This is a genomic window from Micromonospora sp. NPDC049101, from assembly GCF_040648675.1.
In the GTDB taxonomy this organism is placed as follows: domain Bacteria; phylum Actinomycetota; class Actinomycetes; order Mycobacteriales; family Micromonosporaceae; genus Micromonospora.
Genome location: NZ_JBEZED010000001.1, coordinates 431140 through 450365, shown reverse-complemented (window position 1 = coordinate 450365; position 19226 = coordinate 431140). Strand labels below are relative to the sequence as shown.

The window sequence follows — 19226 nt, the reverse complement described above, 5'->3', positions numbered from 1 at the left end:
GGCTTGTTTTTCGGTGGGGCGGGAGTGTCACAATGGCGGTGGTGCTCTGGCGGCTGACCGCTCGGGCCCGGGGGAGGGCCTTCCGCAGGAAGCGGACGGTGGGCACGAACCCGGAGGCCATCCATGGACCTTGTGCCAGACGCTGACGCCATCTCCAGCCTTGTCGATCTGCTCGGTTCCGTACTCCAGTTGACCGCCGCGGTCGTCACCCTGCTGGCTGCCGGTGCCGTGCGTAGACGCCGTGGTGGCCGGGGCGAGGACGACGACAGCTAACGCCCCTTGAGATCCGCGATCTGGCCATGACATCCTTGTGCGTCGATGACAGGCCGCGCGCGGGCCGATGTTCGTCCAATGGGCAACCAGCATCCGGTACGGATGCTGGGGGCGGTGCGACAAGCGATGGACCACTCCCTTCCGCGAAGGAACCCCAGCCCATGCAGAAGCAGACGAGGCGCGCGTCCCTGGTGGCGAGCGTGCTGCTCGCCGCCACCGCGCTCTCCGGCATCAACCCACCGACCGCCAGCGCGGCCCCCGACCCGGTCACCGTGACCGTCAACGCCCGCGCGGGGCTGGCGACCGTGCCCGACACCGCGCTGGGCGTCAACCACGCCATCTGGGACGCCAACCTGGGCACCACCGCGACGTCGGACCTGCTGCGCGAAGCCGGTGTGCGGATGATGCGGTACCCCGGCGGCTCGTACGCCGACATCTACCACTGGAAGGACCACACCGCGCCCGGCGGCTACGTCGCGCCGGGGACCGACTTCGACACCTTCATGGCGGCGGCCCGGCGGGCCGGCGCGCAACCAATGATCATCGCGAACTACGGCACCGGGACGCCCGCCGAGGCGGCCGACTGGGTGCGGTACGCGAACGTGACAAAGGGCTACGGCACGCGGTACTGGGCGGTCGGCAACGAGAACTACGGCAACGGCCACTACGGCTCGGCCTGGGAGGCCGACAACCACCCGGACAAGAGCGCCACACAGTACGCGAGGCTGGTCGTCGAGTACGCCGACGCGATGAAGGCGGTCGACCCGAGCGTCAAGGTCGGCGCGGTGCTGACGATGCCGGGCAACTGGCCGGACGGGATCACCGCCGGCAGCGACCCCGGCCCGTGGAACCAGACAGTGCTCTCCATCGCCGGCCCGAGGATCGACTTCGTGGACGTGCACTGGTACCCGGGCGGCACCGCGGCCGAGTCCCTGACTCGCACCAGCCACGTCCCCGACGCGACCTACCTGCTCCGGCAGCAGATCAGCCGGTACGCGGGCCCGAACGCCGACCGCATCGGCATCAGCTTCACCGAGCTGAACGTCGGCACGGGCCAGAACACCCAGCCCGGGGCGCTCTTCCTGGCCGACGCCTACAGCGCTCTGCTGGAGGCCGGCGTCTTCACCGTCCAGTGGTGGAACGTGCACAACGGCATCGGCACCGTGACGCAGGTGGCCGGCCAGACCGACTACGGCGACTTCGGAATGCTCTCTAGCGGCACCTGCACCGAGGACGGCTCGGTCTGCGAACCACCACTGAACACCCCGTTCGCCCCGTACCACGGGCTGACCATGATGAGCCTGTTCGCCCAGGCCGGTGACCAGTTCATCCGGGCCGGCACCGACGAACCGCTGGTCAGCGCGCACGCCGTCCGTCGAAGCAACGGCGACCTGGCGGTGCTGCTGCTGAACAAGGACCCGGACAACGCGCACGAGGTCGCCATCGACTACGCCGGCTTCACCCCGTCGAGCGCCGCGCCGACCGTCTCCACCCTCACCAACGGCGCCACCGGCATCGCCACGGGCCAGTCCGGCTCCGCGACCAGTCGGACGCTGCCGGCGTACTCGTTGACGACGCTCGTGCTGCGCCCGGCCGGCACGACCACCGGCCGGCCCGCGGCGCCGGGCCAACCCACCGTCGGCGACGTCACCGACCGCGCCGCGACGATCACCTGGCCGGCGGCCACCCCGGGCGACAGTCCGATTGCCAAGTACGAGGTGTACCGGCAGAACGGCGCGGTCAGCGAGCAAATCGGCGAGACGGCGACCACCTCGTTCACGGTCAACAACCTGGTGCCGGGCAGCAGATACACCGTCAACGTGCTGGCCCGCGACACCGCCGGCCGGGTGTCCTGGGCCTCACCGCCACGCACCTTCGCCACCGGCAGCGCCACCGAAGGTGCGTGCACCGTCCGGTTCACCACAAACAACGACTGGGGCAACGGCTACATCGGTGGCGTCGAGATCGTCAACAACGGGGCCAGTCCGATCAACGGGTGGACGCTCACCTGGACCTGGCCGACCGGTTGGCAGAAGGTGGGCAGCGGTTGGAGTGCCACCTGGGAGCAGACCGGCACCGCCGTCCGGGTCACGTCCACCAACGACAACCGGCAGATCGCCGCCGGCGGCAGCGTGAGCGCCGGCTTCGTCGGCGCGTACAGCGGGCCGAACGTGCTGCCCACCGCGTTCCGCCTGAACGGCACCGTCTGCGCGACCGGCTGACACCACCGCCGTGGTCCGGCTGGCCCGTGCCCTCGGGCCAGTCGGAGCACCGGTGCCTCGACCGACCTGCCGCGGTGGGCGTCAGGGTTGCGGGACGCTGGTCGCTGCCGGGGGCTGTGGGATCAGAGCCGACACGGGCGGCTGTGGGGGCCCCGGCGGCTCGGGGCTCGGAGTGACGGTCGCCGGCGCGGTGGGCTGCGACCCTCCCCGCAGCTCGAGATCACGGAAGAAGACGTCCATCGCCTGGTTGGTGTCGTTGGGTACCAGGTTGGCCGCATAGGACGCGAACGCCACGTACTGGCCGTTGGTGTTGACCGCCGGCTCTTGGCCGCCCTGGTCGGCTTGGCCCCCGGTGTAGCTGACGTCGACGCGCCGCGTGATGCCGGTGGTGAGGTCGCGTAGGAAGACGTCCGCGCTCTGGTTGGTGTCGTCGGGCACCAGGTTGGTCGCATAGGACGCGAAGGCGACATGACGCCCATCGGCGCTGATCATCGGGTCGTAGCTCTCGGCGTTTGCCTGCGTGCCCGTGCTCGTGCTGCTGACACGTTGTGTCGTGCCGGCACCCCGGTCGTGGACGAAGATGTCCGCAGTTTGATTCGTGTCGTCGGGCACGAGATCGGCTCCATAGGACTGGAAGGCGACGACCCGGCCATCCGCGCTGATCGACGGATCGGAGCCGACGTTGCGAGATTGAGCGCCGGTGCTTGTGACATTGACGCGTTGGGTGGTGCCGGAGGCCCGGTCGTGGACGAAGACATCCATGGCCTGGTTGGTGTCCTCGTCCACGAGGTTGCCCGCCCAGGACGAGAAGGCGACGTAACGTCCATCGGCACTCAGTGCTGGCTGAAAGCTGAACTGATCGGCCTGGGCGCCCGTTCCGCTGATGTTGACGCGTTGCGTGGACCCGTTGGTGCGGTCGTAGACGAAGATGTCGGTGGTCTGGTTCGTGTCGTCAGGCACGAGATCGGTGGCCCAGGACGTGAAAGCGATGTAGCGCCCGTCGGCGCTGATCGCCGGGGAGAAGCTGAAGTTGTTCAACACTCCGCTGTTGTTGGTGTTGTTGACTTGTCCGGTGGAGCCTGTGACGCGGTCGTGGACGTACACGTCCAGAGAGTGGTGCAGGTCGTCGATCGCGAGGTCGGTAGCGAACGCGACGTACCGTCCGTCGGCGCTGATCGCCGGGTCGGAACTTTCCCAGTCAGCTTGGGTGCCGTTCGGGGTCGTGCTGACGCGTTCGGTGGCGCCGGTGAAGCGATCCCGAACGAAGATGTCCGACTTCTGATTGGTGTCATCAGGTACGAGGTTGGTGGCGTAGGACGCGAAAGCGATATATCGGCCATCGGCGCTCACCTCCGGGGAGGAGCTGGAGCTGTTTCCCTGCGCGTCGGTGCTGCTGACGCTTACCCGCTCGATGCTGGTGTCGGCGGCCCTGGCGGGTAGCGCGAAATTCACGGTTACCAGCCATGCCGCTGTCACCGCCACGATGGCCCGGATCCGTAATGTCCTCATGTTGCTCCTATCGGACGAAGACTGCGAATTCGTAGCATTCACCGAGAGTCTCCTCGGCTTGCGGGACGGCGTAAACGCGGCAACGATCCGATGTCCTCGATCAGACACCGGCCCGCGCCGGGGGTCACCGGGTGGAGGTTGTGTGTCGGGATCGACTCGGAAGGGCCCGTCGGTCATGACCGAGTCGGAGCCCGAGGTAGGGCTGCAACCGGACAGGCCGAACGCGGCACGCGCTGCGGCGGCGGGGGGATCGGCGTGCCCCCCGCGTTGCCCCGCGTGCCTGCCCGCGTTCCTGCCTCCCCGCCGGCGGGCACCATCGCGCGAGCTTTCGCGGCCGGGTCACCGCCGCATCACCAGATCTTGGACACTTTCCGTTCGCGCGGAACTGTGCGGAACGGAAAGTGTCCAAGATCTGCGCTGTCGGCGGCCAACGGCCCGGTGCGGACGCGTCTGCCGGGACTGGGGTACGCACCGGCGGCGTTGTTGGTGACACTCTGCTGTGGAGGGTCTTGCGCTCGGGAGGCGTTTCGCTCGATCAGGTGAGCGTTTCCCCCGGTCAGTGACACCAGTAGTTGATCTTCCGGTTTGGGAGCTTTGCATGGTCAACTTACCGCACCCGCTTGCCGCGTTCATCGTGAACGAGATCCGTCGCCCGAGGGGCCGCGGGGATGACACAGGAGGCTTTCGGCTAGGGCGTCGGCTTCAGCGCCTTTCCTGTCAGCGCCGTGGAGGGGGAGACGCGGGCGCTGACGATGGACGTCATCAAGGGCGCGGACCGGGCACTCAAGAACGGCGGTCTCTTCGAGCGCATGGTGGCGAAGCTGGGGCACCATCCTGGTTCCCGCCGTGGCTGGACGCCGAGCGCGTCGCGACTCAGCTTCGGTACTGGCAACCGACCCTGATTCCTGGCCTGAGGTGCTGCGGCGGGCGGCCGAGAACTTTCGAGGGATCATGGTTGGACAGATCACACTTGTTGACCTTGGTCGAGCGTCCGGCATCGTCGGCGTGCGGGACTCCAAGGACCCGACCGGGCCGGCCCTGGACTTCGAGCCGGTGGCCTGGCGGGCGTTCGTCACCGAGGTCACCAGGCGGTCATAGCCGCTGCGCACAACGCCGAAGCGCCCGTCCCCGGACCACGGGGACGAGCGCTCAGCGGTGCGGGATCTGTCAGCCGACCACCGACCGCAGCGGCACTCGCGCGTCGCGTAGCGCGCGTACCAGATCCGCCGTGAACGGGTGCTCGTCGACCTGGAGGCCCTGCGGGTTCGGGATCACGACGTACGCCGAGCTGTCCTTCATGGACGTCCGCGCGTCGGGCGTGAAGCGTTCGACGATGGCCCGGGTGCGCGGCAGGTCGGTCGCCGCCACCTCGATGGTGATCGGTCGCCACCCGCCGCCCAGGTCCGCCGCCGCCGGGGTGGCGGCGGCGTCGGCGCGCGCCGGGTCGATGCCCGGCGTGCGTCGGGCGGCCGGGACACCCGGCGGGTAGAGCAGCGCGTTGGCCACCAGGTGCAGGCCGTTCTCGTTGTACGCCCGGAAGAGCGGATTGAACGCGAACAGCACCGCCCGACCGGCACCTGTCGGCTCGTCGACCACGGCGGCCGTCCCCTTCAGCGTCTCCGCGCCGACGGTGTAGCCGTTGGCCCAGAACGTGTCACCCGTCGGGTAGCTGAGCACGTTCGTGCCGGTGGTACTCGGGTTGAGGATCGGGTCGCTGTTGTTGAACTCGACGTCCTCCGCCGGGCGACCCAGGGCGACCGGGCTCGTGGCGTCCACGTCGACCCGCAGGTGCGAGCCGATCACCAGGTAGTCGGCCGGTTTGGCCTTCTCGGTGGTGGAGGTGAGGCCGGCGGCGCGGGCCAGCCGGGTGCCCTCGTTGCGCAACCCGACGTAGGTGTGGCCCTGGGCGATCCAGGCGCGCAGGTTGGCCTGGCCGGCGGCGGTCAGACCGCCGGTCGCGCTGCTGCCGTCCGGCACCAGCAGCACGGTACGACCGGTGAACGCCTCGGTGTTGTCGTTGATGTCGGCAGTGGTGACCGGGGTGAGGTCGAGCCCCCACTGCTTGCCGAGCACGTAGCGGGCCTCGCCGTGTGAGCCGGACGTGGTGGAGATGCCGGTGCCCTGGAACAGTCCCACGTCGGGCAGGTTCACGGGCGTACCGGTGGCTGGCCCGCTCGGTGTCAGGCTCACTCCGAGCGAGGTGGCGAGCCGGTCGATCTCCCGGGTCAGCGTCTTCGCCGGCAGGGCCACCAGGCTGCTGTCCGCGCTGCGTGTGAGCGGGACGCCGCGACCGAGCAGGCTGAACGTCAGCTCCGCGGCGGCGGCCGAGTCGAGCGGGTACGTGTAGGAGCCCCACGGCCAGGCCGGGGCGGTCCGGCCGCCGGAGATCGCGCGGACGAGCTGGGCCGTCGGCCGGACGTCGTCGCCGGTGTAGATGGTGGAGACACCCATCAGCAGCGGGTTGCTCCAGGACGACACGTCGTAGAAGTAGGGGAACGGCGTGTACGGGTCCTCGCCCATGATGGCCTGGATCCAGTGCTTCTGCGGCTGGTCCAGCGGAATCCAGTAGGCGCCCCTGGGCACTGTCACGTTTGTGGCGCTCCGGCCGCCGAAGACCCGCGCGGTCGGCACCCGGGTCGGTTTCTGCACCTCGTACACCTCGACGTCCATCCGGCGCAGCCGCTCGACGAGCTGGCGGACGTCGGCGAGCTGCCGGTCCGGCAGGAGGAAGTACGAGCGGATCGTGATGTCGGGTACCGGGAACTGGACCTCGTTGGTGGGCTGCACGACCTCGTTCGGTTCGAGGGTGCCCGCCCGGCCCTGGGCGAGCGCGTCGGTCCAGATGTCGAAGTAGCCGTCGAGCACCTCGCGCTTGTTCGCGGCGGCCCAACCCAGCGTCGACCACTGGGTGTGGAACTGTTGCTGGACCCGGTCGGCGACCGCCGACGCGCTGCCCTTCTCGTACGTCATTCCGGCCGCGCCGAAGCCGGTGGTCGGCACGGTGTCGCCGTAACCCATGAAGAACATGTCGTACGTGTCGTAGTTGAAGTAACACTCGGTGAAGGCGGTGTCGTCGCAGGCGCCGTTGTAGCCGAAGCCGGCCTTGTTGGCCTCGCCGATCCGGTTGATCCAGTCCACCGCCTGGCCAGCGATCTCGTGGTGGATCGGGTCGGCGTTGGGCGGGAAGAAATACTGCCGACCACCCATCTCGTGGGCGTCGACGAAGACCTGCGGCGGGTAGCGGCGCAGCAGTTCGAGTTTGCCGTCGGTCTCCTGCTGGGTGCGGGCGAACCAGTCCCGGTTCAGGTCGAATCCGAACTCGTTCTGCCGCCGGGTCGCGTCGCGGCCGTCCGGGTTCTGGGTGGGAACGATGACGGTGACCAGGTTGTCGTTGCGCCGGGCGACCTCGCAGGACAGGCCCGCCGCCAACTCGTACAGCGTCTTGAGGGCCGCGTCGGTGCCGCTCTTCTCGCCGCCGTGCACGTTCGCGGTGACCCAGACGATGGCCGGGCTGTCCTTCGCCGTCCGGGCGGCCGTCCGCGCGCTGGTCCGACGGGGATCACGCAGGTCCCGTACGTCGTCGGCGATCCGGCGCAGCGCGGCGGGTCGCACGTGGCGCTCGTCGGACACCACCGCGTACGGCAGGGGTTGCCCGGCCACGCTGGTGGCCAGCACTCCGGTGACGACCCTCTCCGAGGCGCTGTCCACCGCCCCGAGGTAGGTCCGGACCTCGTCGTTGGTGACGACGCGCTCCTGGCCCGCGCCGAGCGGGAAGCCGAGCACGGATTCCGGCGCGGGCACGGTGCTCAGGCGTGCGGTCGGGTCGTCGCCACAGGTGGACGGACGGGCGGCGCTCGCGGTCGAGGTGCCGCCGAGCAGGGGAGTCATGCCGAGCAGGAGCGCGATCGTGGCGGCACTCGCCAGCCGCTTCGGGGGGACCGTCCAGAACTGGCGCATCGATGGGGACATGTGATCGGGTTTCCCTTCTCGGGAACAGCCTCGCAGTGGCCGGAGCCTATGAACCGGCCGACACGACGGTCAAGGGTGATCGACATTGATTACTACGCCGCGTGCCGGTTCCGACGCGGAGTGGCAGGATGACGGGGTGGGCTCGTCGTCTGGGAGGAGCAGCTCGTGTCGGAGATGATCGCGCTTTCGGTCCATCCGGATCTGCCGTCCGCCGATGCGCGGCGGTCGCTGGCGTCCTGGCTGCGCGCCGAGGACCGGCTGCGCGACGGGGTGACCTCGACGCCGGCCGGTGCGACGCCGGCCGACGGCACGGACTTGCTGAGGGTGGCGGTCGACGACGCGGGGGCCGCGATGGTGTTGGTGCAGGCGATCGCCGGCTGGCTCATCCACCGCCGTGAGGACGTGACGGTGCGGCTTGCCCGGCCCGACGGCTGGACGGCCGATGTGGACGTCCGCCAGGCGCGGGACATGGACCAGGTGACCGCGCTCATCGACGCGGCGGTGCGCGCGGTCACCCTCGGGGATGGGGCTACCGGGCGGTGAGGCCCAGGTTGATGGTCCTGGTCAGCGTGGCGTTGTCGTCGTCGCCGTCGAGCGACCAGATCATCGCGCCGGCCAGGCCGGCACGGCGGATGTAGAGCGTCTTCTGCAACACGACCGCCGGATCGTCGTACGTCCAGAACGTCGTACCGTCGAACAACCAGGCGTGCCCGGTGCGCAGGTCGCGGTGCACGGCGTAGCCGTTGCCGGCCAGGGTCCTGAGCAACTTGTAGTCCTCGTACCCGGCCTCGAAGGTCGCCGGCGCGGGCCCGGCGGCCGGCTGGAAGAGGCCGTTGCCGCCGCCGGTGACGCCGGTCCAGCCGCGACCGTAGTACGGGATGCCGAGGACGAGCTTGTCGCGTGGCGCGCCCCGGGCGATCCAGCCGTCGATGGCCACCTCGGCGGAGAAGTCCGGGTTGTCCGGCGAGCCCGCCGGTACGCGCAGCGCCGACTGCTGGTTGGTCACCGCGTCCCAGCCGCCGTGGAAGTCGTACCCCTGCACGGTGGCGAAGTCCAGGTACGTGAAGATCTTGCGGCCCTCGTAGCCGGCGTCCATGGTGGCCGGGTTGGCCGGTAGGAAGGCGGTCAGCGGGTGGTGTGCCCGGGTCGTGCGCCCGAACGCGTCGAGCTGCCGGCGGAACTCGGCGAGCAGCTTGGTGAAGTTCTCCCGGTCCTCCGGTCGGATGACGTTGCCGGGCTCACCCTCCCAGTTGGGCCACTCCCAGTCGAGGTCGACGCCGTCGAAGACGCCGGCGGCGGCGCCCGGGGCGCCCGGCAGGTTGCCCTTGAGGTAGAGGTCGACGCAGGACGCGACGAACGCCCTGCGGGAGGCGTCGGTGCGGGCGGCGTTGGAGAAGTACGTCGACCAGCTCCAGCCGCCCAGCGAGATCAGCACCTTGAGCTTGGGGTGCTTGGCCTTCAGCTTGGCGAGCTGACCGAAGTTGCCGTTGAGCGCCTGGCCCGGGGCGTCCGCGACGCCGTCGACGCTCTCCTCCGCCGGGACGGGCCGCTGGTAGTCGGCCCAGGCGTCGCCCTCGCCCGGCCCGCCGTCGAGGTAGCAGCGGCCGTCCTCGCTGACGTTGCCGAAGGCGTAGTTGACGTGGGTGAGGCGGCTCGCCGCCCCGGAGGTGTCGAGTTTCTTGACCGGGAAGGCGCGGCCGTAGATGCCCCACTGGGTGAAGTAGCCGACCCGGTGGTAGCCGGCGCGGCGCTGCTGGTGGTCGCCGGCGCTGGCGGCGGTGGGCGGGGTGGCCGTGATCAGCAGGGTCGCCAGGGCGACGACGGCGGTGAGACGGCGGTGGCGGAATTGTCGCATCGGCACACTCCCACGACGGTTGGCGCACAATCAGTAAAGACACTTATCTGATTGATGAAGTTAAGCCGACCGTCGTCTCCGGTCAAGAGCTGGGCCGGGCGCCGCACGTCGACGTCGGCACCCGAACCACCACCACCCGCACGCCCCGCGGGTGGGCGTCAGCCGACCTGGTCGTTGTCCTTCAGCGAACCCCAGCCGTGCCACCTGTCGATCTCGATCAGGGCGCTGACCCGGGCGCGTTCCCGCCGCGGGTACGCGTTGCCCGTGTAGTGCTGGGACAACCGGTCGATGTCCGCCAGGTCCTCGTCGGCGCGCAGTTCGGCGACGTGCCCGACGATGCTGACATGGGTGTACCAGCCGGCCTCGTCGAGCACGGTCAGGGACACCCGCGGGTCGTTGCGGATGTGCTCCAACCGGCGGCGGCTCTCGTCCAGGTTCACCAGGATCCGGCCGTCCTCCCACAGGTACCAGGTCGCGGCGGACACCGGCTGACCACCGTTGCGCAGTGTGGTCATGACGGCCGGGTTCGGCTTGCGGAGCATGGCGATCGCGGCCTCGGGAAGCGGTGGCTTGGACATGCAGTCTCCTCGTCGCGTCAACGTTTACCCCTGCACGTTACGCACCCGCGGGGCCCGGGCACGCGCGGACCGGCAGGTACATCGCAGGGAGTACCTCGTGCAGCGGATGTGCGCCGCACCCGGTGGTTCGTACGGTCTGCGTCATGCACGACAAACCCGCTCCGCTGCTCGTCAGCCGCCGCCTCTGGGCCGGGCTGGCCATCGTCCTCGTCGGCCTCGTCTTCAACCTCGGCTGGTTCTTCGTCCCCCCACAGGTGTGGCTGGACGACCCCGGTCTCGTGCCGATGCCCGAGGTGCTGCTGGGCTGGTGGGTGATCATCATCGGCCTCGCGCTCATCGCCTGGGCCGTCCACCGCCGCGTCCGCCGGTGAGCACCCGCCGCCGGGTGCTCGGCTGGCTCGGCGCGGTGGGCGGGCTCGTCGTCCTGCCCGCGGCCGGGTTCGCCGGGTATCTGTACGCGGACTCGGGGCGGAGCAACGTCGGCACGTTGACGTTCCGCAACCGGCTCCGGATCCCGCCGATCCTGCCCCCGACGGTGGCGGCGGACGGGGTGCGGCGATTCCGGCTCACGCTCGCTGCGGGTCGTACCGAACTGCTGCCCGGCACGACGACCAACACCTGGGGCGCCAACGGGCCGATCCTCGGCCCGACGCTGCGGGCGAGTCGGGGTGACCGGGTGAGCGTCGACGTGCGCAACAACCTGCCGGAGACGACGTCGCTGCACTGGCACGGCATGCACCTGCCCGCCCGGATGGACGGCGGCCCGCACCAGCCCATCGAGCCGGGCGTTACCTGGCGACCGAGCTGGACGATCGAGCAGCGGGCCGCGACCCTCTGGTACCACCCGCACCTGCACCGCAGCACCGCCGCGCACGTGTACCGGGGTGTCGCGGGGCTGTTCATCGTCGACGACGACCCGGCCGTGCGGTTGCCGACGGAGTACGGGGTCGACGACGTCCCGCTGATCGTGCAGGACCGCAAGATCGCCGACGACGGCACCCTGGACGAGTCCGACCTCACGTTCGGCGGCCTGACCATCACCGGGCTGCTCGGCGACAAGATCCTGGTCAACGGCACCTACGACCCGTACGTCGAGGTGCTGACCGAGCGGGTGCGGCTGCGGCTGCTCAACGGCTGCAACGCCCGGATCCTGTACGTCGGGTTCACCGACGACCGCGAGTTCACGCTCGTGGCGACCGACGCCGGGCTGCTCAGCTCGCCGCAGCCACTGCGCCGGCTCCTGCTCTCGCCAGGTGAGCGCGCCGAGATCGTGGTGGAGTTCCGGGCCGGCGAGTCGGTAGTCCTGCGCGGCTTCCCGGCGCCGCTGCGGGCGAACCCGCTCTACGGTCGGCTGGCCGGCGGCAGCGACACCCACGACCTGATCAAGATGACCGCGGCCGGGGTGCTGCGGCCGAGCCCGCCGGTGCCGGCCGAACTGACCCCGGCCTCGCCCGCGCCGACGGTGACCCGGCCGGAGCCCTTCCGCCTGGAGATGGGCGACTTCCTCCTCAACGGCGCGACGATGGACCCGGCCCGGATCGACCGCGTGACGCGCACCGGTTCGGTGGAGGTGTGGGAGGTCGCCAACGGGCAGTCGATCCCGCACAACCTCCACGTGCACGGCGCGTCCTTCCACGTGCTCGGCGTCGACGGCGCACCGCCCGCGCCCGAGTCGCGCGGGGAGAAGGACACCGTCTACGTGCCACCCGGCAGCGTCGTCCGGCTGGCCGTGCGCTTCCTGCAACACTCCGACGTTCGTACGCCCTACATGTTCCACTGTCATGTGTTGGCCCACGAGGACGCCGGGATGATGGGTCAATTCCTGACCGTGTCGGCGCAGGACGAACCCTCCGTACCGGTCACCCTCGACGCCGGTCACGCCCAACACGGAGGATGAACCCCATGCGCGCCGCCGACCTCGCCCTCGCGCTGGCCAGCGCCGTCGCCATCACGGTCGCGACCTCGGTGGCCGCCGAGCCGGCCAGCGCGACGTCGGCCGTCGCCGCGTACGCGCTCGGGGCGGTCATGGGCGCCCTGCTGCTCTTCCGACGTCGCCGGCCCGTCACCGTGCTCGTCCTGTCGCTGATCGTGATCATGGGCTACAACCTCACCGACCTGCCGAGCGTCTCGCCGATCTGGCCGCTGCTGCTGCCCCTCTACACCGTCGCAAGGGTCGGGCAGGCGACGATCGGGGCGGCGATCGGCGGTGCCACGCTGCTCGTCTCCGCCGGGTGGGTGCTCAACGCCGGCGTACCGCTGCTCGAACTGTTCGACGGAGTGCTCCGCGAGGCGGCCCTGCTCGCTCTCGCCCTCGTCGCCGGCACGGCGGTCCGGCACCGGGAGCTGTTCGCCCAGGAGTTCACCGCCCGGCTCGCCGCCGAGCGGCAGCAGCAGGAGCGCGAGTCGACGCGGCAGGTCCTGGAGGAACGCCTGCGGATCGCCCGGGAGCTGCACGACGTCACCGCCCACACCGTCGCGGTCGTCGGCATCCAGATCAACCTGGCCCGGGAACTGGTCGAGGACGATCCGGACGCGACCCGCGACCTGCTCGACACCGCGCGCCGCGTCAACGCCGACGCGATCGGCGAGCTGGAGACCGCCGTACGCCTGCTGCGTGGCCCCGCCGACGCGGCGGCGACGGACCGACACCCCGTACCCGACGAGACCATGATCGAGGCATTGCTGGCCCGGGCGGCCGACGGTGGCCTGCGCGTCGAGTTCCACCGCGAGGGCACCCCGAGGCCGCTGCCCGCGGCGGTCGGGCTGGCCCTCTACCGGATCGCGCAGGAGTCGGTGACGAACGTCCTGCGGCACGCCGACGACGCGGCCGTCACGGTGACGCTGCGCTACGGCAACGAGGACGTACGCCTCGACATCGTCGACGACGGCCCTCGGGCGACGGCGGCGGACCACCGGCCCGGTCACGGGCTCACCGGCATGCGGGAACGGGCCGCCAGCGTCGGCGGGAGCCTGACCGCCGGACCGCAACCCGACGGCGGCTTCGGGGTGCGCGCCAGACTGCCGGTCAGCCCGGCTGAGGAGTCGGCGGCGGTGACCCGCCGGTGAGCGTGCGCGTGCTTCTCGCCGACGACCAGCCGCTGGTCCGCAGCGGTCTGCGGGGTCTGCTCGAACGCGATGGTGACATCACCGTCGTCGCCGAGGCACAGGACGGTGCGGAGGCGCTGCGGCTCGCCCGGCAGACCCGACCCGACGTCGCCCTCCTCGACATCCGCATGCCGCACCTGGACGGCCTCGTCGTCACGCGGCGGCTCGCCGAGGACCCGGCCACCGCAGGGGTACGGGTCGTCGTGCTCACCACCTACGACATCGACGCGTACATCTTCGAGGCGTTGCGGGCCGGCGCGAGTGGGTTTCTCGCCAAGACCGCGAGCCGGGAGGAGCTGTGTCGGGCGGTCCACGTGGTGGCGGAGGGGGAGGCCCTGCTCAGCCCGAGCGTGACCCGCACCGTGATCGCCGAGCTGGCCCGCCGCCCACGCCCGCCGCAGCGCTCACCCGAGCGGTTGGCCCCGTTGACGGCCCGCGAGCGGGAGGTGCTGGCCTCGGTCGCCACCGGGTTGAGCAACGCGGAGATCGCCGAGGCGTTGCGGATGAGTCCCCTGACGGTGAAGACCCACGTCAGCCGCATCATCACCAAGCTCGGCGTCCGAGACCGTACGCAGCTCGTGGTGCTGGCGTACGAGAGCGGGCTCGTCACACCCGGCGGTTAGGTTGGTGGGGCGCGTGCGGGCCTGCGGTCGCTTTGGGCGAGGATGTGGTGATGAGCAACCCCGCACTGCCCAGGCGTGTCGTCGTCACCGGTGCCACCGGCAAGCTCGGTCGGGCCGTGGTCGCCCGCCTGCGCGCCGTGGGCGTCGGCGTGCTGGCCGTGGACCGGGCCGGCGGCCGTGATCCGCGCGACGTGGACGGCGAGTTCCTCCTGGTCGACCTGACCGACTACGGGCAGGTGGTGGAGGCGTTCACCGGGGGCGCCGACGAGCACGCCGGTGGGGTCGACGCGATCGTGCACCTGGCGGCGGTCCCGGCCCCCGGGCTGATGTCGAACGCGACGACGTTCGCGAACAACTCCGCCGCCACGTACAACGTCTTCGCCGCGGCGCGGGCGGCCGGGATCAGACGGGTGGTGTGGGCGTCGAGCGAGACGGTGCTCGGGCTGCCGTTCGACAGCCCGCCGCCGTACGCGCCAGTCGACGAGGAGTACGCGCCGCGACCGGAGTCGACGTACTCGCTGAACAAGGTCCTCGAGGAGGAGATGGCGCGGCACTTCTGCCGGTGGGACCCGGAGCTGGTCATGGTGGGTCTGCGTTTCTCCAACGTGATGGATGTCGAGGACTACGCCCCGTTCCCCTCCTTCGACGCCGACCCCCGGGCGCGCCGGTGGAACCTGTGGGGCTACATCGACGCCCGCGACGGCGCGCAGGCGGTCGAGCGCGCCCTCGCCCACGACCGGCCCGGCGCCGACGTGTTCATCATCGCCAACGCCGACACCGTCATGAGCAGGTCCAGCGCCAGCCTGCTGGCCGAGGTCTACCCGGGTGTCGAGGTCCGTAAGGAGTTGGGCGAGCACGAGACCCTGCTCAGCATCGACAAGGCACGCCGGGTGCTGGGGTACGAGCCGCGGCACTCCTGGCGGGACCACGTGGATCCGGTTCAGCGCGCGGCCTGGTAGGCGCGGCCCACAGCGGTCGCCTCGCCGCCGCTGCGGAAGAGCCCGGACTGGTCCTTGTCGGTGGCGGGCAGACCGAACCACGCGTACCGGTGCAGCCAGGACAGGCCGCCCAGCATCCGGGTCGCCGCGGTGAGGAACGCGGCCTGCTCCGCCTGGGTCGGGAAGCGCACGCCGTTGGAGAAGTCGATCAGGGCGAACTCGGTGAGCCAGATCGGCAGCCCGTAGCGGTCGTGCACCGCCTGGAGGTACGACCGGAGTTGGTTGACCGCGTTGGCGGTGGTGAAGTCGCCGCCGTACCAGTGCAGGGCGATGAAGTCGACCCGGTGACCGCGCTGCTTCGCCCCGGCCATGAAGCGGTCGAGCCACTCGCCCGGCCGGTCACCGCCCCAGGCCACCGCCGGGCTGCCCAGCGGCAGGCCGGTCGCCTCCAGTTGCGGCCACAGGTCCAACGCCTGCTCCACGGTCATCTCGGCCTGACCCTTCAGGTCCGGTTCGTTGAACCCGAGCAGGTGGCGGCCGTTCTGCTGGGCCTTCTGCAGGTTGCCGGCGGTGACGCTCTTCGCCCCCCAGATCATCGGGACGAACTCGGCGTTCTTCGGGCTGGTGACGCCCGGGTGGGCGACGTCCCAGGTGTAGTACCAACTCGCCCCGGAGTTGGCCAGCGCCTGGCTGACCCCGTCGAACGTCCACACCCCGACGCCCTTGCGCGTCGAGGTCACGGCGGTCGCCGCCGGGGCGGCCGGACGCCGGGCCGTGGGCGTCGCCGTCGGCGTGCTCCGCGGGGTCGGCGTCGTCGCCGTCGGGCTCGTCGTGGCGGCGGGCGTGGTCGCGGGGGGTGGGCTGACCTCCGGGCTCGTCGACGGCGGCGCGTCGACCGCCCGCGTCGCGGCGGGGACGGGCGTCGGCCCGCTCGGCTGCACCACGACGATCACCCCGGTCACCAGTACGGCCACCACGACGGCCACGGCGAGGGGCCACCGCAGGCGCCACACGCCGATCGGGAGGCGACGGAACATCAGGCGTCGGGGCTCCGCGTGGACACCCCGGGGGCCCTTCGGGGTATCCGCTTCACCCGGGCCGGTTGCGCGCATCGTCTCGACTCCTCCGTGTGGTCACATCGCTGCTCGACGGAGGGCGATACGTGATCGCTACCAGCGCCTCCCCTCAGGAGACTCGCGGGCCGCTGCGGGATAACGATTTTGTCGGCGGCGCACCCCTTCCGGTGAGCCCGGCGAGGTGGTGCTTCCCGGTCAGCGACGGAGGGTCGCCGACGGCGACTCACCGAACCGGCTCCGATACTCGGTCGCGAACCGGCCGAGGTGCACGAACCCGTGCCGCAGCGCGACTGTCGTCACCGAGACCCCCGGCTCGGCCGCCCGAAGCGATCGCTGCGCCGCGTCGAGGCGACAGGCACGCAGGTACGCCGTCGGGGTGGTCCGCAACTCCCGGCGGAAGCAGTCCTGCAGCGTTCGTACGCTCACCCGCAGCGCCTCGGCGACATCACCGACGGTCAGTGCCTCGGCGTGGTGGTCGGCGATCAGGGCGCAGGCCCGGCGGACGAGCCGCCCCGGGTTGGGGTGGTGGTCCGGCTCGGCGAGCAGGTCGGAGTGGCTGTGCCGGTGGGCCAGCAGCAGTTGGCCGATGAGCCCCTGCTCGAATCGGGCGGCCACCTGCGGGTGGTCGAACAGGGACGCGTCCGTCGGCTGGGCCAGCTCGTCGGCGAGGAACGCCACCCCGCGTGCCCACGCCTGCGCGGTGGGCGTGGTCATGACCATGCCGATGTCGAAGCGGAGCGGGTCGTCCACCGGGCGGCCCAGGAGACGGGCGAGCTCGCGGTCGACGGCGTGCCGGTCGGCGTAGAAGATCCGATGTGGTGACCCCGCGGACCACCGCATGTCCGAGGAGTCGTACGGGGACAGGACCGAGGCGACGTCGGGTGTCGAGGTCACGGTGTGCCCGGAGTGCCGCACCACGGTGCTGCCGGCCCGGGGGATCTGGACGAGGTAGAAGCTCTCCAGGGCGGGGGGTTGGATGCGTACCGCCTGCCCGTAGTCGAGGTCGATGACACCCACCCCGCCGACCCGGTGTGCCGCCATCCGCAACTGGACGGCACGCACGCCCGCCTGCGGGGTGAGTCGATGCGGACAGAAGACCCGGCCGACCTCGGCGCGGGCCTGGTCGACGTCGTCCGTCCGGACCGTCACCGCATCCATCCGACACCTCCCGGGGCGTCCTGGTGCGCCGACCATAAGGTGCGACCCGCAACGGCGGTGTCGGAAAGCCGTGCACCCGACACGGAACGGGTCGGCTGCGCGGAGCGGACACACCTCGCGCGCAGCGGATAGCGACTGCCGCGCCCCGCTCGCTAGCGTGCGCTCACCACCGCCGCCGCAGTGGTCTACGCACTTCGGAGGATGTCATGAGGATTGCCATCGTCGGCGCCGGATTCGCCGGTCTGAGCGCAGCGAAGGTGCTGCGGCAGAGCGGGTTCGACGTCACCGTCTTCGAGAAGGCGCCAGACGTCGGTGGGGTGTGGAGCCGCACCCGGCGTTATCCCGGTCTGCACACCCAGAACAACAAGGGCACCTATCACCTGTCCGACCTGCCGATGCCCGCCGACTATCCGCAGTGGCCCTCCGGGGAGCAGGTCCAGCGGTACCTTGAGACCTACGTGGCGAAGTTCGGGCTCGCCGGCGTGCTGCGGCTGTCCACGGAGGTCGTCTCCGCCGAGTTCGTCAACGACGAGACCGGGTGGCTGATCTCGTCGCGGCCGGCGGGTGCCCCGGAGCCGGTGACGGTGCAACGGTACGACCACCTGATCGTCGCCAACGGCATCTTCTGCGACCCGGTCGTCCCGTCGTTCGACGGTCACGCGGGCTTCGCCGCCGCCGGCGGGCGCGTCCTGGCCGCGGGGGAGTTCCACGACATCGAGGCGGCCCGAGGCCGCAACGTCCTCGTCGTCGGGTACGGCAAGTCGTCCTGCGACGTGGCGGTCCCGCTGAGCGAGGTTGCCGCCCAGACCCAGGTGGTGGCCCGGGACCTGCTCTGGAAGATGCCCCGCAAGCTCGGCGGCGTGCTCAACTACAAGTACCTGCTGCTCAGTCGGATGGGTGAGGCGCTGTTCCGCTACCTCCACCTGAAGGGCTTCGAGCGGTTCCTGCACGGTCCGGGCAACGGCCTGCGCCAACGGATGGTCGACAGCGTCGGCTCGGTCGCGACCAGGCAGCTCAAACTGCGTGAGTTGGGTCTGGTGCCCAACGGCAGCTTCGAGGACATCGCCCGCAGCACGGTCAGTCTCGCCACCGAGGGCTTCTTCGAGCGCGTCGCCGACGGCCGCATCGCCGTACACCGCGACCAGGTGATCACCGAACTGCTCGTCGACGACGACGGCCGGCCCGCCGCCCGCCTGGCCGACGGCAGGGTGCTCCCCGCCGACCTGGTGATCTGCGGCACCGGTTTCCGCCAGCACGTGCCGTTCTTCGACGACGCGCTGCACGCCCGGCTTCAGGACGACGCGGGCAACTTCCAGCTCTACCGCCAGATCCTGCCGCTCGGGGTGCCTCGGCTGACGTTCGCCGGCTACAACTCGTCGTTCTTCAGCCCGCTCAGCGCCGAGATGGCGGCGGTGTGGACGGCCGCGTACCTGCGCGGTGGACTCACCCTGCCCGCCGAGGCGCGGATGCGCGACGAGGTGCGCGCCCGCCTGGCCTGGATGGCGGAGCGTACCAACGGGCGGCACGCCCGCGGCACGAACGTCATCCCGTTCTCGATGCACAACATCGACGAGGTGCTCGACGAACTGGGGCTCAACCTCGGCCCACTGACCCGGGCCCGGCAGTGGCTGCTCCCCGTCGACCCGCGCTCCTACCGGGGCGTGACGGCACGCATGATCCGGCTTACCGCCGACGCGGGCGAGGTGGCGGCTGTCCGCCCCGGGCGCGGCGGTGTCCGGCACGACCGCGACGACTCTCCGGTCGCCGGATGAGGGCGGGCGAGGACCGGACGACTGACCGTCGTCCGGCGTGATGCCGGTGAGTCATCTTGATGACTCACCGGCATCACCCGCCGCCGTCCGCGACCAACCCGACGCGGGGCACCCCGTTGCCCGCCGTCGAGGGCTGCGCGTATGGTTT

The 19226-nt window shown here is 70.7% G+C and carries 15 protein-coding genes and 1 pseudogene; 10 read left to right on the top strand and 6 right to left on the bottom strand.

What is annotated here, in order from left to right; all coding sequences use genetic code 11:
- The first annotated feature begins 434 nt into the window (after positions 1–434).
- On the top strand, positions 435–2495 hold the full coding sequence (locus tag AB0B57_RS02050) for a cellulose binding domain-containing protein (RefSeq protein WP_357064191.1): 2061 nt from the start codon (positions 435–437) through the stop codon (positions 2493–2495).
- Between the two features lie 81 nt (positions 2496–2576).
- On the opposite strand, the gene AB0B57_RS02045 is transcribed toward AB0B57_RS02050, so the two are convergent.
- Positions 2577–4004 carry a hypothetical protein gene (locus tag AB0B57_RS02045; RefSeq protein WP_357064188.1) on the bottom strand — a complete coding sequence of 476 codons (1428 nt, stop codon included), beginning with the start codon at positions 4002–4004 and terminating at the stop codon, positions 2577–2579.
- 598 nt (positions 4005–4602) lie between these two features.
- On the opposite strand from AB0B57_RS02045, the pseudogene AB0B57_RS02040 reads away from it, so the two are divergent.
- Positions 4603–4917 (top strand): annotated as a pseudogene (locus AB0B57_RS02040) (DNA-binding protein); the annotation flags it as partial.
- A gap of 38 nt (positions 4918–4955) precedes the next feature.
- Positions 4956–5102, top strand: coding sequence for a DUF397 domain-containing protein (locus AB0B57_RS02035; protein WP_357064185.1), 147 nt, complete (start codon positions 4956–4958; stop codon positions 5100–5102).
- A gap of 69 nt (positions 5103–5171) precedes the next feature.
- On the opposite strand, the gene AB0B57_RS02030 is transcribed toward AB0B57_RS02035, so the two are convergent.
- On the bottom strand, positions 5172–7973 hold the full coding sequence (locus AB0B57_RS02030) for a M14 family zinc carboxypeptidase (RefSeq protein ID WP_357064182.1): 2802 nt from the start codon (positions 7971–7973) through the stop codon (positions 5172–5174).
- A gap of 174 nt (positions 7974–8147) precedes the next feature.
- Here AB0B57_RS02030 and AB0B57_RS02025 point away from each other — a divergent pair, with 174 nt between their 5' ends.
- Complete coding sequence (locus AB0B57_RS02025) at positions 8148–8516, top strand: hypothetical protein (RefSeq protein ID WP_357064497.1); 369 nt, start codon at positions 8148–8150, stop codon at positions 8514–8516.
- Here AB0B57_RS02025 and AB0B57_RS02020 read toward each other — a convergent pair.
- Both AB0B57_RS02020 and AB0B57_RS02015 read right to left on the bottom strand, forming a co-directional pair.
- A complete protein-coding gene (locus tag AB0B57_RS02020; protein ID WP_357064179.1) occupies positions 8503–9828 on the bottom strand; it encodes a glycoside hydrolase family 18 protein in 1326 nt (441 codons plus the stop codon). The two genes, AB0B57_RS02025 and AB0B57_RS02020, sit on opposite strands and share 14 nt — an antisense overlap.
- Positions 9829–9986: 158 nt before the next feature.
- Positions 9987–10406, bottom strand: a complete 420-nt coding sequence (locus AB0B57_RS02015) for a PPOX class F420-dependent oxidoreductase (protein ID WP_357064176.1) — start codon at positions 10404–10406, stop codon at positions 9987–9989.
- A gap of 143 nt (positions 10407–10549) precedes the next feature.
- Between AB0B57_RS02015 and AB0B57_RS02010 the strand changes: the two genes are divergently transcribed.
- From AB0B57_RS02010 to AB0B57_RS01990, 5 genes are read left to right on the top strand one after another with little or no spacing between them, the layout of a single operon-like run.
- Positions 10550–10777, top strand: coding sequence for a hypothetical protein (locus tag AB0B57_RS02010; RefSeq protein ID WP_357064173.1), 228 nt, complete (start codon positions 10550–10552; stop codon positions 10775–10777).
- Positions 10774–12303 (top strand): multicopper oxidase domain-containing protein, encoded by a 1530-nt coding sequence (locus AB0B57_RS02005; protein WP_357064170.1) that lies wholly within the window; start codon positions 10774–10776, stop codon positions 12301–12303. Before AB0B57_RS02010 ends, AB0B57_RS02005 begins: the two co-directional genes overlap by 4 nt.
- 5 nt (positions 12304–12308) lie before the next feature.
- On the top strand, positions 12309–13472 hold the full coding sequence (locus AB0B57_RS02000) for a sensor histidine kinase (RefSeq protein ID WP_357064168.1): 1164 nt from the start codon (positions 12309–12311) through the stop codon (positions 13470–13472).
- Entirely contained in the window at positions 13469–14134 is a 666-nt protein-coding gene (locus tag AB0B57_RS01995) for a response regulator transcription factor (RefSeq protein WP_357064164.1), read from the top strand. The genes AB0B57_RS02000 and AB0B57_RS01995 overlap by 4 nt, the downstream gene beginning before the upstream one ends.
- Positions 14135–14184: 50 nt before the next feature.
- Positions 14185–15093 (top strand): NAD(P)-dependent oxidoreductase, encoded by a 909-nt coding sequence (locus AB0B57_RS01990; protein WP_357064161.1) that lies wholly within the window; start codon positions 14185–14187, stop codon positions 15091–15093.
- Here AB0B57_RS01990 and AB0B57_RS01985 read toward each other — a convergent pair.
- Both AB0B57_RS01985 and AB0B57_RS01980 read right to left on the bottom strand, forming a co-directional pair.
- The gene (locus tag AB0B57_RS01985) at positions 15075–16109 is read right to left on the bottom strand and encodes a glycoside hydrolase family protein (RefSeq protein ID WP_357064159.1); all 1035 of its coding nucleotides are present in this window, start codon (positions 16107–16109) and stop codon (positions 15075–15077) included. The genes AB0B57_RS01990 and AB0B57_RS01985 overlap by 19 nt on opposite strands.
- A gap of 234 nt (positions 16110–16343) precedes the next feature.
- Positions 16344–17306 carry an AraC family transcriptional regulator gene (locus AB0B57_RS01980; protein WP_357064156.1) on the bottom strand — a complete coding sequence of 321 codons (963 nt, stop codon included), beginning with the start codon at positions 17304–17306 and terminating at the stop codon, positions 16344–16346.
- A 206-nt stretch (positions 17307–17512) separates the two neighbouring features.
- Between AB0B57_RS01980 and AB0B57_RS01975 the strand changes: the two genes are divergently transcribed.
- A complete protein-coding gene (locus AB0B57_RS01975; RefSeq protein WP_357064153.1) occupies positions 17513–19078 on the top strand; it encodes an NAD(P)/FAD-dependent oxidoreductase in 1566 nt (521 codons plus the stop codon).
- The last annotated feature ends 148 nt before the right edge of the window (positions 19079–19226 follow it).